A 12,331-nucleotide genomic window follows, 5' to 3' on the forward strand; every position below is an offset into this window, starting at 1 on the left:
AACCGCCAGGAAGAACTCCTTCTCAGGTCGTTTCAACTAGACTTGCATTTACGCCGCCTGTACTCTACGGAGAAGGAAAGATTGGAATTTAGTCTCTCAAGATACCGACTAGCCATCAAGCCAATCTCTTCTTCGCCGACCACGACCAGCCTCTCAGGTCGCTCCGAACCGGGCCAAAGAGAATACTCCAGCAGTTGGCCGATAGCATCCCGGATGTAGGCTCCCGGAGATCGGCCCACTTTGATCTCGTAGAAGGTCAAGCCGGAACCTTCGTCTCTAGCAACCACGTCTACGCGCCCGCCGCTTCCCGAATCCACCTCGGCGCCGACGTTTTCAGGTCCGACCGCCTCGGCCAGTTCGGCGAAGAGTGTCTTCTGAACGCGGTTGTGACGAAGCTCCACGCCAACCTCTTTGCCGGCACGTTCCATCCGGGTGGTTTCTTGAATTTCAGGCATCCCTGGCCAAAAATCGAACGACTCGGGCTTCCTACTCCACTCTGAAGCAAGGTCGGCGTCGCCTCCACACTCGGCAAACACGTACGCCGGCAAAAGGCAATCAACCAGGCAGAATGTTCAGTGATGTACGAGCGGCCCAAGCGCTCCGGTGCGGCGAGTCTTGGCGAAGGCGGATCCTACTCACGAAAGGCTTCCCACAGCCGAACCCCACCCGAGAGGACTCCAGAAATGACTAGGCCGGCACCAGCCAGAGGAATGCTCAAGAATGTGTACCAGCCAGCAACGCCCATCGTGTAAAGCAAATCGCCGATATTTATCCCAAATATGTAGCAGGGATGGAAAGCAGCTTCATTCAACCGGCACCCAAGGACGTTTGCGACGGTGCCAGCCGTGAAAGTCGACGCGACGGGAAGAAGCCCAACCACCACCGACGAGATGGCGAGCCATTTTGCACCCGAGCGCAAGGTGGAGGTGAGGCCGTTTCCCTGGTCCACGGAGTCAGAATGCTGGCTGGAGTCACTCACGGATGTATCGGGGATCGGTCAGAGGCTTCGCCACGAGTGACCTGATCGACCCATCCTCGGAGCTTCAGGTAAAGGATCAAGCTCAACGAGACGTAGGGGTCAAAGTTGCATCGGATAAAGCTTGTTATGCAATGCTACTGAGCGGTTAGCAGGCCGCGATTTTCGACCAGGATTTCCTCAGTTGAAGCCCCCCATCATGGCCGACCTGATTCCCCAGCTCCGGCAAACGCTCCCGGCCGTTCTCCAGGACGCCGGCGAAGACACTGCCGACAGAGTGATCGAGTTCTTCACCGCCGAAATCCGCAATCCGAACACCCGGGAGGCGTACGGGAGGGCCGTGAGACGCTTCTTTCGGTGGGCAGCCCAGCGAGGGCTCGATCTTTCCGATATTGAGCCGGTCCACGTCGCCGCCTACGTCGAAGAAGACAACCGTGCGCCCGCAACGGTCAAACAGAACCTGGCTGCTTTGCGTCGCCTCTTCGACTTCCTCGTCACCGGGCAGGTTCTGGAGGCCAGTCCCGCCGAGCCGGTCCGCTCCCCGAAGCTAAACGCCGACGGCGGAAAGACGCCAGCCCTCACCGCAGAGGAAGCCCGCGAGCTCCTCGACTCGATCGTAGAGGAGAAAAAGGAGCTGCCTCAGCTGAGGGACCGTGCCATCATCGGCGTGATGACGTACACGTTTGCCCGCGTGTCTGCGGTCTGTCGGCTCGACGTCGGGGACTATTTCCGGGCCGGGCACCGATGGATGATTCGTCTGCATGAAAAAGGCGGGCAGCGCCGGACGGTGCCTGTTCACCACAAGGCCGGGGAGTACCTCGACGCGTATTTAGATGCAGCGGGCATCCGCGAAGAGCGGGATGCACCTTTATTTCAGTCGCTTCGCGGACGCACCGGTGAGCTCACCGGCAAGCGGCTTCAGGCAGACAATGCCCTTCAAATGGTGAAGCGACGGGCCTCCGATGCCGGATTCGATCCCGATCAGATCTCTTGCCATACGTTCCGCGCCACCGGCATCACGACCTACCTCGAAAACGATGGGGACTTGGAGACCGCCCAGCACATTGCCGGGCATGCCTCGGCAAATACGACCCGGATCTACGACCACCGGGACCAACGCGTGGAGCAGGAGGAAATCGAGCGGGTGAGGATTTGAGCAGGTGAGACTGTTCTCTGTGTAGTCACGGATCCAGACAAATGGAGATGAACATGTCTCGGGTTCTGAGCTTTATCCTGCACCCTCCACATCGGACGCCAAGCCAAACCGAGGGATGCCCAGCTTCGACGACTACATTGTCTACGTCGACGAGAGCGGCGATCACAGCCTCACGTCCATTGATCCGCAGTATCCCATCTTCGTCCTCGCGTTCTGCCTCTTCGACAAGGAGAAGTACGCAGAGGAAGTAACGACCAACATCACGCACCTGAAGTTCAAGTACTTCGGCCACGATCAGGTCATCCTCCACGAACGAGAGATCCGGAAGGAGGAGGCGGCGTTTTCGATCCTACGGCGGGAGGAGACCCGAAACGAGTTCTATGGAGACGTTTCCGGCATTGTCCGGGGGGCCCCGCTCACGATCTTCGCAAGTGTCATTGACAAACGAAGACTCAAAAAGGAGCAGGACGACCCCACCAACCCGTATCACCTTGCTATGGCGTTCGGGCTGGAGCGGCTCTACATGCACCTCAGTAGAAAGGGATGCGACGACGGCAAGCTCCACATCGTATTCGAAGAGAGGGGAGACAAGGAAGACAGAAACTTGGAGCTGGAATTTCGCCGGGTCCTCGACGAGGAGAACAACGAGGTTGGGGTCCAACTCCCGTTCAATATCGTCTTCTCCGACAAACAAAGCAACGCCGCGGGCCTTCAGCTCGCGGATCTGGTGGCCCGGCCGATCGGGCGGCATATCTTGAAGCCTGAACAGAAAAACCGGGCCTACGACGTCATCGAGGGGAAACTCCGAAGGGGACCCGACGGGAAGATTCGGGGAAAGGGACTGAAGGTATTCCCCTAATGAAAGGTATTTCCCCAATGAAATGCGTTTCCATGGGATGCCCCACAAAAGCGAAAAGCCTCGGCTGAGCCGAGGCTAGACGCCGACCGGGAAAACCCAATCCATTTAGAAATTCCAATAGGAGATACCCCAAGGATCACCGGTTGTTCCACTTTGGAACGGTTTCGGGCCTCAGATTACGCGCACGTGCTGAAGGCGGCAATCGCGGCGTAGGCGAGCCGGCTCGCCGTTTTCAACGTTGGAGACTTCACCGACGCCAGCCAGCTTGGGGTCGAGGTGATGACATCGAGGGAGCCCACCCGCGCAATTGAATAAAACAGCTAAACAGAGCCATGGGCGGATTGACCGTTCGACTTCCCGACTCCCTACGCGGGAAGGCAAGCGATCTTGCCGAGGAGGAAGGCATCTCGATGAACCAGCTCGTGATGCTGGCCGTCTCGGAGAAGATCACGCGGCTCGACGCGGAGGCCCAGTTTGCTCACCTCGACGCCCTGGAGCGATTTGGGGAGGCCGTCGCCGAGGAGGAATGCGCCCAGCCCGACAAGCTGATGGAAGACCTTCTGAACCGGGCCGGAGACGAAGAACCTCGGGAAGGGGACAGACGACCCGCCAAAGCAACGTAGGAGAGAGGGCCTGCTTCGGAGATAAATTTCTCTCTCTTACGCTTCCAACAGTCCGCAGTTATACGAGGCGTAGCCTGGAGCTACCCCTTGCAGACATCTTTGAGACGTGTATCGTCAGTCTCCAATTTCGACACCCTCTCAGAGCGGATAAACCGCCCATCGTAGGCAGGGAGAGCGGCTTCAGATCGGACCTTCAGCGTGATCCTCGGCGAACGATTCCCGACGGCTCCGATCGGCAAGCCGTCGAGATGAGCGGCGGATCGGGGCACTGATTTTGCGCAGATGAGCCCTGGTTTTTCGGCCAGGACCTACGCTTCCGGTAAGAACAATTCTGTCAACGCAAGTAACCTGTCTCAGGTGGCATACCCGAACGTAGACCGAGAGACCAGCTTCCCGAGGTCTCAGAGACAGGTCGTGGTGGTGTCTCGTAGGAGCCGCTTCTCAGGCACCGCTGTTTCGAATGCTCGGGACGGGGTGGGAACAAGACCTGGGAACAAGACAAGCCCGTTCAGGGCAGCCGGTAGACAGTTGAACTACCGATACTCGATTACCAGCGCAACGGCGGTAACAACCTCTTCCAGTCTGGAAGGATGCATCCGGCCAAGCTTTTCTGTAAACCGGGACGTGTCCACGCTTCGGACCTGGAGGGCATCTGCGGCAGACTCTTTTTCGAGCCCATTCTGCTCGGTTGGGCTCACCTGAATGTGCCAGAGGTTGCCCTCGAAGTGCTCCTGCCAACCCGTAAACGGCGCGACGAGGCGTACGGGTAGCGTCCCAACCGCATCGGAACTGATTACAACTGCTGGTCGGGTCTTCTTTATCTCTGATCCAACCGTCGGGTCGAATCCCACGCGCCAGATCTCGCCTCGCTTTGGAGGAGGTTTTTCGTCGTCGGATTCCTTATCGCGGGGACTGCTCATCAGCGACCATCGGGCTTGCTGGGGGCGTATCGGTCGGAGAAGACACGAGGGGTGGCGAGCTATTCGTCACGTGCCTCCTCACGATCGTAGTCGTAAATGCTTCCCCCATGCTCTTCGGCCCGCTCCTCCCGGGTCTCTTCGTAATACTCTTTCATCTCCTCGGCCTGCTTGGAAAGGACTTGGCGACGCTCCTCGACAGGCAGTTCCATGAGGGAGCGTCGCTGGGTAAGGGTCGAAGAGGGTTCTTTTCCATCTGGGTTTTCCCCCAGGATCTGTTCTGCCTCCTCCTCAGAGATGAGTCCCTCCGAGTATGCCCGGTACGTCGACCGGCGAAGCCACGTTGGCCGTTCGGGGCCGATCTCCTCCGGCTCGGCTTTCCGCCAGCCCTGCCGGTTGATCTCGATCGACCACTGCCGGTGGTGGTGCTCGGAGATCACCTCCAGGTCTCTCAGCCGATAGAGGAGAGCTTGTATGCTCATCCCATACTCCTTCTTCAGGAGAAGGAGTTCTTGTAGCTGAATCGACTGGCGTTTCTGTCCTACGTCCCGGAGAAACGGCTCCCGCGGTGCCAGGAAGGCCGCGCCCATTCGAAACACGGCGTCCTCTTCGTCAAACTCTTCAGAGCCTTCTTCAGGCAACCCCTCTGTGTCTAAGACGAGGTGGGCCAGTTCATGGGCAAGAGTAAGCCGCTGCCGTTCCCCGGGCCGACCTCCGCAGTAAATCACCGCGGCGGCGAGGAGGTCCCCCTTGTCCCAGGCTCGTGCCGAAAGCCCGTCGAAGTCGTCAAAACCAGTAACCTTGATCACGTGGACGTGGTGGTCCTCGAGGACCTCGGTAACGTTTGCGATTGGCGCGAGGCCAAGCTGCCACCGCTTACGTAGCTCCACGGCCGCCTGCTCGGCGTCCTCTGGGCCCGTCACGTTCCACTCGTTCGAGGGGATCGGGCCGGTTCGAAGCTGTCCAAGCAAGTCTTGAAGCTGGATTCGCTTCTCCAGCTCCCGCTCGACCTGGCGCTCGATCTGCTCCTGTTCCCGCGTTCCGAGCTGCCCGAACCGGCGATAGGCGTCAAACTCGATGTCAACCACCGGCTTCCGAAAGAGGTCGGCCGTCTTCACGCCGAACGCCTCCGCAAGTCCTTCCAGTACCGAGGGGGATGGCTGGGCCTTGCCTCGCTCGTACCGTGAAACCATTTGCTTCGATACGAGACCACCTGTGGCCTCAGCAAGCTCGGCCTGCGTCATTCCCTCCGCGAGTCGAAGCTGGCGGATACGATCCCCCTTGATGGACTCGCGGTTCATGTCGGTGGTTCGTGCAGGACTGGTCATGAGATCGGGCTGACCTGAAGAGAGACACGCGGAACGGCCGGTTGACAAGACTATATTATGGGACAAATGCTGTCAACTTTCGTTCCCCGAGGGCTACCAGGCGACGAACGCTTCCACAAACTGCCCCGGGCCCGGTGAGGCACCATTTTCGGGGTCGGACCAACACCTCCGATAAAAGCAATTATGGCGAAGCGTAGCTCTGAACGCGCCCCGTTGGCGTGAGCAGTGCGAACGGGATCTCGGTCCGTTCAGAACCGGCGAGTAGAACGGTGTCAGAAGCCGGGACAGGCAGAAAAGAGCTACTCCTCACTCTTCGATCCTTTGCGCCTCTTCCGGCGCTTTCCGTTGCGTTTGTCGGTGTTCGTCTCTCGCGTCCGCCGTCGATTCCCGAGGCGTCGCGTCTTCGGTAACGTAGGAAAAAATCCGTTCATAGAGGTTCCTGATTCGTACAAGAAAGGCCTGGGCGGAACGTTTCCGCGGCCGGCAAGCGCACTGGTCCACTGCCCATGGGCGTTGGAGTTGCCTGCCGATCGAGTGCAAAGGGCTTCCTCCCTTGTAAATTGTTGGAAGCGTTGTCCCTCCGTTGCCTTCGTACCGTCAAGGAGTAGAATACCCGTCTCCCTGGTGGCCTATTCGTCGAGAACGAGGTGGGCCACGGCCGCTTCCACGGCGATTGTTCGCCGGTCGGGCAAATCGGAGTTGTAGGTCACGGAGTTGTAGGTCACCTCCTCCACGAGCTCCCGAAGGCGAGCGGGGCGAACGACCGCGTCTGGGCGTTCTTCCCCACTGTCGATCTCTTCGGGCCTTACGTCGCCTGGGGCGAAGGCCCCTGGCGCTACCGGATCGGGAATTGAGGCGTCTTCGGGATGATTTTCCTCGGCCGTCCGCCGGTTGCCGTGGTAGAGCACCGCGGCGAAGGCTTCGCATTGAGAGGGCAGGGACGCGGCGGGCTCCTCTTCCGTGCTATCGCTTCCGAGGGCCTTCCGGAGCCGGTCCCGAAATTCAGAGTTGGCGCGGGCGTGGTATAGAAGGGAGGTGGAAATCTTTCGGAAGGCGCTTTCGTCGTAGAGGGTCGTTCCCATCAGTTTCGGGGGGTTGCGTTCAGGCGCGGGGGAAGAGGCAAGTGAGGCCTCCATGGCCTGGTGGGGGGCGGAAAACGGCAGCCTAAAACATACTGTCCCCCCGGCTCCGCTGATCGAGGTCGATGTTTCTGCCAGCTGGCCCGTCTGGACTGGAGCACCGCGGGCAGTCGACCCACCCACTACCTCCACACTCCCTGCACGGCTGGAACTGGGTCTCGCCCTCGGGTCCAGTCGTTTTCATCTCTCCAGCTCCACCTGCTCCTCACACGCGACTCGCCCCGAGTCCGCTACACTTCGGGCAAAAATGCGTCGCAGGCTGCGTCGGTCGTTCGAATCAGCTCGAAAACTTTCCAGCGCTGCGGCCAAACAGCAATGTGCTCAAATTGCCGGGCTGCCCATCAGCACCGGCACGTCCGGTGTTGGAAAAGAGCCCTGAGCGCGGAAAGTTCGCCCTTTCCCCTTGAACGAGGAGATCTTTCCGCTCTGAGAGGCCCTGCGTAGCCGGTCCTTCGAGCCGAAACGCCTCTTTCCTCATCAGGGCCCGGCTCGCCTGCCGCGGCTGTTCCGTCAAAGTCCCTTCAGTAGAGTAAGCCCGACCGCTCTTATTTCGAGCGAGCCGGGCTTCTCTCCGAACCGTGCGTGCCGTTCCTCACGGCGCAACGGCTCTCCGCAGAAGACTCGAAGCGAAATCCTACTCGCCAGTTGAATCTGTTTTCCTCCATGGGCCACCGGCATCCACCGATTGATACGATTTCGAGTACCTTCCAGACCAGCGTTCGTCTTCTGCTGCTGCCCTTCGCCTAGGCCAACGTGGCCGTTATCGGGGATTTGCCCCGCTTCGAGGCTACTACGGCAGCTCCGTCCGGCCTCCAGAGCGCAAGCCCGGTAGGGGCCTTTCAGTCTCTGAAGGCCGTTCCCAAGTTAGTGGGTTCGTTGGTTTTCATCCGACGGCGGACGCCGCCCTCCAATTGTCCCTTATCACCTCCTCTCGCTGGAGGGGTTTCCCAGTCCGGGCTCCTTTGTTGAGGGCATGGAGCAGTCCGGCACGTCGCGCGATGAGACGCTTTCGCGGACACGTAAAATAGATTTTCTAAAATATGTGTCCGTATGGCTGGGCTCACCTTCGACCAGTCATCTTCGACTGACCCGGCCCTCCGGCCGGCTGTGGAATCCCAGTCTCTCGGCTCTCGCCCATCCAGCCATTGCCAGTTTCCGTTTGGTTGCGGTGTCTGGTTCCTAAACGTTCCCATTCTGCTTCGGCCATTGACAGCTTCTGCGTGGAAGCAGTTTCTGTTTCATAGGCCACCCATCGTAGGTCATCCATTATGCCAAAGCCATTGACAGTTCTGTATGGTAGCAGCATCTGTTTCATAGGTACTTCCTCGTCATTATGCCTTCCTGGGACACGGGGCTGTCCCACATCGCTTCTTTGTTTTAGCTCTTGCTATTGCCTTCGGTGAGGGCCTGGATTCGCCATAGGAATTTAGGCGGTTTGTTTGGACTTGTCCTGTCGGATCGTGGCCAAGAGGAGTTGCTTAGGTCCCGGCACTGGACCCGTCTCCCCCTTCCTGGGACTGATTTTTCACTCCGGAGCCTACCGCTCCGCCGCTTCGTCCCGTAGGACCATCGAGCCGCCTCATCGACCTGTGTTCGTTTGAAAGAACAGTCTCCGAACCCACTCTGGCTCGGCTCACTCGCGCCCTCCAGTTCTTCGTCGACCACGTGGGTGTAGATCATCGTCGTGGACAAATCCGAGTGGCCGAGCGCCTTCTGTACCATGCGGATGTTGGAGGTCTCCCGGTAGAGCCGCGTGGCGAAGGTGTGCCGGAGCGTGTGCGGACTGACTCGGTCTACTTCCTCAATGTCTGCCTTCCGTGCGTACCGCTTGACGGACCGACGGAGGTGAGAGGTGGCCACCTCCGTGCCCTTTCGAGTCGGGAGTAGAAAGTGCGAGGCTTCGGCCTCCTCTCTGCGCCGGTCCATCCACTCCTGGAGTTCGCTAAGGATTTCTTCTCCCACCCAAAGGGTGCGGTCCTTCGCGCCCTTGCCTTCGCGGACCGAGAGCTTTCCGCTCATGAGGTCGATGTGCTCTGGCCGGAGGGCCGTCGCCTCCGAGGCCCGAAGACCCGCTTTGAGCATCAAGCGCATGTAGAGGTAATCGCGACAGGGACCGAAGTAGCGCTGGTATTTTTTCGCTTCTGATCAAGCTCCCGGGATTCACTGTTTTGGAATCATGCCCGGTTGACATTGCGCAAAACTATTCAGCAAGTAGTCGCGAAACGAACCTTCTCGTATGCACGTTAGTGCGCACAGAAAAGGACGAGAAGGCATGGAAGCCCTTAAAACGGGCGCTTGCTCATCGCTTTTCCTACGTAGGTCCATCCGGCGATGCAATTTGAATGGGATGAGGAAAAGCGACGGGCGAACATCGAGAAGCATGACGTCGACTTCCGGGACATTACGCCGGTGTTCAAAAACCCGCATCTGACGTACCTGTCCCCGAAAGGAGGGGAGCGGCGACACGTGGCAGTAGGGAGATTGCACCCTCCCGAAACCCGGCCCGAGAACTGGTCCGGTTCCCTTGTGGCCGTCGTATACACGCGGCGAAATGGAGCCTATCGAATCATCTCAGCAAGACGAGTCCGAGACGATGAGCGACGAGCGTACCAAGTCCTATTCGGCTGATCAGCTGGAGGAGATGGAAAGCCAGACCGACTGGGAGGCTCTCCAGGAAAAGACCGACGAAGAGATCGAGGAGGCCGTCCGCGAGGACCCCGACGCCGTCCTTCTGGACGAGGAGTGGTTCCAGAAGGCCAAACTCGTGGTGCCTGCCTCCGACAAGAAGCGGATCACGATCCGTCTCGATGAGGACATTGTCGAGCACTTCAAGCAGGGTGGACCCGGCTACCAGAGCCGCATCAACGACGTGCTCCGGGCCTACGTGACCTCGAAGCGACTGGAAGGGCAGGGGTCTGAATAGGTGTTAGAGCCGCTCCCGAATTGGATTTGACGTTTTCCATCTTCGATCTGTACCCTCAGGGGTGACGTGACGGACGCGGTCTCCCACCGCGCACCAGCGGCCAGACGAGGCGTGGGACCCGAGCTTGGTTCTGCTAACAGAAGGTCACGTGACATACTTACTGTACCCTACCTGGAGCCCTCAGGGTGGGGCGCAGGCGGAGCGATCCGCAAGCGCTACCGGGTGCCTGATTTCTGACAGGCATGTCCCCACGAAACCGGTAGCCAGCGCCCCGGCCTGAGGGCTTCTCTATTTTCCCCGCTTCGTTGAAGACATGCCGAAAGAAACAGCAAGCTTCCGAACGGAAGCTCGAAGACAGATCTGAGCAAAAAGAAAACCCCACCGACTGCTGGCACAGTCGGTGGGGCATAGCCCGTGTGTACCTGAAGGAATCACACAGGAGGTCACGATACCTCACCTCAGTAGAAGCATGAGCCCGTATCCGGGTTCCGCAAATCCGTCCCGAAAACCTTCACCTCCCTCAAATCCCCCCTCTAAGAGGCCGGGATTGAAGGAATCAAAACAGTTCTATGCGCAGGATTCCGGTCCGGAAAGCCCCTCAGATGGGATCGATCCGGAAGCAACCGCTCCCTTTCCCCCGGATCTCTTTCGACTGCCGGTCCCGAATCGCGTCTTTCGCGAGATGCCGTCCATGGGAGACGCGGCCCTCCGGTGCCTCCTGGCCTTGATCCACCAATCGTTCCGGTTTGATCCGGAGGCCTCAAAGTGGACATGTCCCGGGAAATCTTTCTCTCGACGGGACATCGAAAACACCGCAGGCCTTTCCGACTAGGGCACAAGAAACGGCCTCGCAAGTCTCGAAGAGGCCGGGTGGGTAGACGTTGACCGCTCGGGGCACGGCTACCGCTACGCGCTATGCATGGAGGTACCGACCCGGCGGTACACTTACGTGCCGACGGTGCTCCTGGAAAAGGCCTCCGAGCTTCCGTCTGGCGCGGCGCTGCGAGTCGTGCTCGCTGTGCTCCGAGCAACCTGGGGCTGGTCTAAGGAAGGTGGCTCCGGAGAGACAGCGCCTCAGACGGTTCACAGGCGGTGGGGGGAGCTTCCCAACAGAGACTTGGCGAGCGCTACCGGCAGGTCCAAGCCTGCTGTCCGCCAAGCCGCAAAGGCCCTGGAGGGGACGTGGATCACCCGCGTTCGGCCCGGCGATGGCGCTTCCCTCTACCGGATTCTACCCAGCGCACTTTTGCCAGGCGAAGAGGGCGAGTCGGTAAAGAGAAGACTCCCATCCTACTTTCGATGATCCAAATGGTCCTCAAAAGAGGTTCGCCAACAGTATCCGGTGGTTTTTGAAGCAGTTTACAGGAAAGCGCCCGGACCGGGGCGTGTCCGCACAGTCTCAACAGTTCCTTCGATACGCGGCCTGCGGTCTACGGGGGGCCAGAGAGAATAAGAACGCCCGGTGCCCCAACCAGTGTCTCGACAAGCGATGGGATTCCATATGCCGCAAATAGGCCGAGAACGATAGCCCAGGCACTAACCTTCACCCACCATAGCCCTTTCCGAAACGCCTGTCTGTCGGTGTGGCCGCGCGCTTTCTGCTCGCCAGAGGCCTGCTCACCAAGGGGCTGGTGCCCAAGGCTCTGCTCATCGCCAGGGCGCTCCTTACCGGAAGCGGCGCCCGCGGACTTCCAGTTGAAGATCGGGGTTACCTCTCTGAAGAAGAGTTTCTCCACGCCTCGGGCCGACAGCATCGTCCCTACTGCCGCTTGGGAGACTCCGACCCACAAGGAGCCGCCTGCGAACCACTCCATCGCGGCCAGCAGCCCGAACAGCATGGCAGCGAGAAACTCATGCAGTCCAGGGCCGAGACGCCTGTTCAGTCGCCCACCTCCGCGGTTTGTTGCGCGAGTCGCACTGCTTTCGTCAGTATCAGACATATCCGGGAGCACTCTCGACGTCGAATCGTGCCTGGTGATGAAACGCGGCAAGGGAGCCTTCGCGGCTGAAGGGGCATTCTGCCGCTATTTCGTCTCCGATGCGCTCGGTAGTTCTGCCGTCGAGGACCTTCTGCGTGTTTTTTCAGAAACAGTCCGACACTGTTGGCGAACTGTACAGGGTCTAGAACAGCCTTCAACGGCCATAAACGTGTATGGGGGTTCTCATCTCTGTCTCTATTGTTTCGGAACTCCTCAGTCGCCAGCGTGCCCGTCGATCATATGCGAACAGCTGGAGGTTATCGTGATCCCCCTTCTGATTTGAAAGCTCATGATGGGGACGCAAAGTAGGCCTGAAGACGGGTCCGTTCTCCATGTCCTATATTCGTCTTGGACGTCCCATCAGCGGTCGGCGGTTGGCGTAAATGCAAGTCTAGTTGAAACGACCTGAGAAGGAGTTCTTCCTGGCGGTT

Annotated in this window: 11 protein-coding genes and 1 pseudogene; 5 read left to right on the plus strand and 7 right to left on the minus strand. The window is 59.2% G+C overall.

Annotation, left to right across the window (positions count from 1 at the left end):
- Positions 1–32: 32 nt before the first annotated feature.
- Together ABEL04_RS15030 and ABEL04_RS15035 are read right to left on the minus strand one after the other, a co-directional pair.
- A complete protein-coding gene (locus tag ABEL04_RS15030) occupies positions 33–455 on the minus strand; it encodes a hypothetical protein (RefSeq protein WP_375803218.1) in 423 nt (140 codons plus the stop codon).
- Between the two features lie 176 nt (positions 456–631).
- Entirely contained in the window at positions 632–979 is a 348-nt protein-coding gene (locus ABEL04_RS15035; protein ID WP_375803219.1) for a hypothetical protein, read from the minus strand.
- Positions 980–1,175: 196 nt separating this feature from the next.
- Between ABEL04_RS15035 and ABEL04_RS15040 the strand changes: the two genes are divergently transcribed.
- The 3 genes from ABEL04_RS15040 (at position 1,176) to ABEL04_RS15050 (ending at position 3,614) form a co-directional block, all read left to right on the plus strand.
- Positions 1,176–2,132 (plus strand): tyrosine-type recombinase/integrase, encoded by a 957-nt coding sequence (locus ABEL04_RS15040; RefSeq protein WP_375803220.1) that lies wholly within the window; start codon positions 1,176–1,178, stop codon positions 2,130–2,132.
- Positions 2,133–2,247: 115 nt separating this feature from the next.
- The gene (locus tag ABEL04_RS15045; RefSeq protein ID WP_375803221.1) at positions 2,248–2,991 is read left to right on the plus strand and encodes a DUF3800 domain-containing protein; all 744 of its coding nucleotides are present in this window, start codon (positions 2,248–2,250) and stop codon (positions 2,989–2,991) included.
- A 332-nt stretch (positions 2,992–3,323) separates the two neighbouring features.
- A complete protein-coding gene (locus ABEL04_RS15050; protein ID WP_375803222.1) occupies positions 3,324–3,614 on the plus strand; it encodes a toxin-antitoxin system HicB family antitoxin in 291 nt (96 codons plus the stop codon).
- A gap of 533 nt (positions 3,615–4,147) precedes the next feature.
- Here the strand turns inward: ABEL04_RS15050 and ABEL04_RS15055 are convergent.
- From ABEL04_RS15055 to ABEL04_RS15070, 4 genes and pseudogenes are all read right to left on the minus strand, one after another.
- A complete protein-coding gene (locus tag ABEL04_RS15055; protein ID WP_375803223.1) occupies positions 4,148–4,534 on the minus strand; it encodes a type II toxin-antitoxin system PemK/MazF family toxin in 387 nt (128 codons plus the stop codon).
- Between the two features lie 59 nt (positions 4,535–4,593).
- The gene (locus ABEL04_RS15060; protein ID WP_375803224.1) at positions 4,594–5,859 is read right to left on the minus strand and encodes a helix-turn-helix domain-containing protein; all 1,266 of its coding nucleotides are present in this window, start codon (positions 5,857–5,859) and stop codon (positions 4,594–4,596) included.
- 629 nt (positions 5,860–6,488) lie between these two features.
- Positions 6,489–6,995 (minus strand): hypothetical protein, encoded by a 507-nt coding sequence (locus tag ABEL04_RS15065; RefSeq protein WP_375803225.1) that lies wholly within the window; start codon positions 6,993–6,995, stop codon positions 6,489–6,491.
- 1,380 nt (positions 6,996–8,375) lie between these two features.
- A pseudogene (locus tag ABEL04_RS15070) lies at positions 8,376–9,098 on the minus strand (tyrosine-type recombinase/integrase); the annotation flags it as partial.
- 231 nt (positions 9,099–9,329) lie between these two features.
- Here ABEL04_RS15070 and ABEL04_RS15075 point away from each other — a divergent pair.
- Both ABEL04_RS15075 and ABEL04_RS15080 read left to right on the plus strand, forming a co-directional pair.
- A complete protein-coding gene (locus tag ABEL04_RS15075; protein WP_375803226.1) occupies positions 9,330–9,626 on the plus strand; it encodes a BrnT family toxin in 297 nt (98 codons plus the stop codon).
- Positions 9,592–9,921 (plus strand): BrnA antitoxin family protein, encoded by a 330-nt coding sequence (locus ABEL04_RS15080; RefSeq protein WP_375803227.1) that lies wholly within the window; start codon positions 9,592–9,594, stop codon positions 9,919–9,921. The genes ABEL04_RS15075 and ABEL04_RS15080 overlap by 35 nt, the downstream gene beginning before the upstream one ends.
- Before the next feature lie 1,430 nt (positions 9,922–11,351).
- Here the strand turns inward: ABEL04_RS15080 and ABEL04_RS15085 are convergent.
- Positions 11,352–11,759: a hypothetical protein gene (locus ABEL04_RS15085; protein WP_375803228.1), complete on the minus strand. Its 408-nt coding sequence runs from the start codon at positions 11,757–11,759 to the stop codon at positions 11,352–11,354.
- Between the last annotated feature and the right edge of the window lie 572 nt (positions 11,760–12,331).

This window comes from Salinibacter sp., assembly GCF_042218895.1.
Taxonomy (GTDB): Bacteria; Bacteroidota; Rhodothermia; order Rhodothermales; family Salinibacteraceae; genus Salinibacter.

Excerpts from the sequence above, each read along its gene's own strand:
- ABEL04_RS15030 (WP_375803218.1), bottom strand. The coding sequence starts at position 455 with ATGCCTGAAATTCAAGAAACCACCCGGATGGAACGTGCCGGCAAAGAG.
- ABEL04_RS15040 (WP_375803220.1), top strand. The coding sequence starts at position 1,176 with ATGGCCGACCTGATTCCCCAGCTCCGGCAAACGCTCCCGGCCGTTCTC.
- ABEL04_RS15045 (WP_375803221.1), top strand. The coding sequence starts at position 2,248 with ATGCCCAGCTTCGACGACTACATTGTCTACGTCGACGAGAGCGGCGAT.
- ABEL04_RS15050 (WP_375803222.1), top strand. The coding sequence starts at position 3,324 with ATGGGCGGATTGACCGTTCGACTTCCCGACTCCCTACGCGGGAAGGCA.
- ABEL04_RS15055 (WP_375803223.1), bottom strand. The coding sequence starts at position 4,534 with ATGAGCAGTCCCCGCGATAAGGAATCCGACGACGAAAAACCTCCTCCA.
- ABEL04_RS15060 (WP_375803224.1), bottom strand. The coding sequence starts at position 5,859 with ATGACCAGTCCTGCACGAACCACCGACATGAACCGCGAGTCCATCAAG.
- ABEL04_RS15065 (WP_375803225.1), bottom strand. The coding sequence starts at position 6,995 with ATGGAGGCCTCACTTGCCTCTTCCCCCGCGCCTGAACGCAACCCCCCG.
- ABEL04_RS15075 (WP_375803226.1), top strand. The coding sequence starts at position 9,330 with ATGCAATTTGAATGGGATGAGGAAAAGCGACGGGCGAACATCGAGAAG.
- ABEL04_RS15080 (WP_375803227.1), top strand. The coding sequence starts at position 9,592 with ATGAGCGACGAGCGTACCAAGTCCTATTCGGCTGATCAGCTGGAGGAG.
- ABEL04_RS15085 (WP_375803228.1), bottom strand. The coding sequence starts at position 11,759 with ATGCTGTTCGGGCTGCTGGCCGCGATGGAGTGGTTCGCAGGCGGCTCC.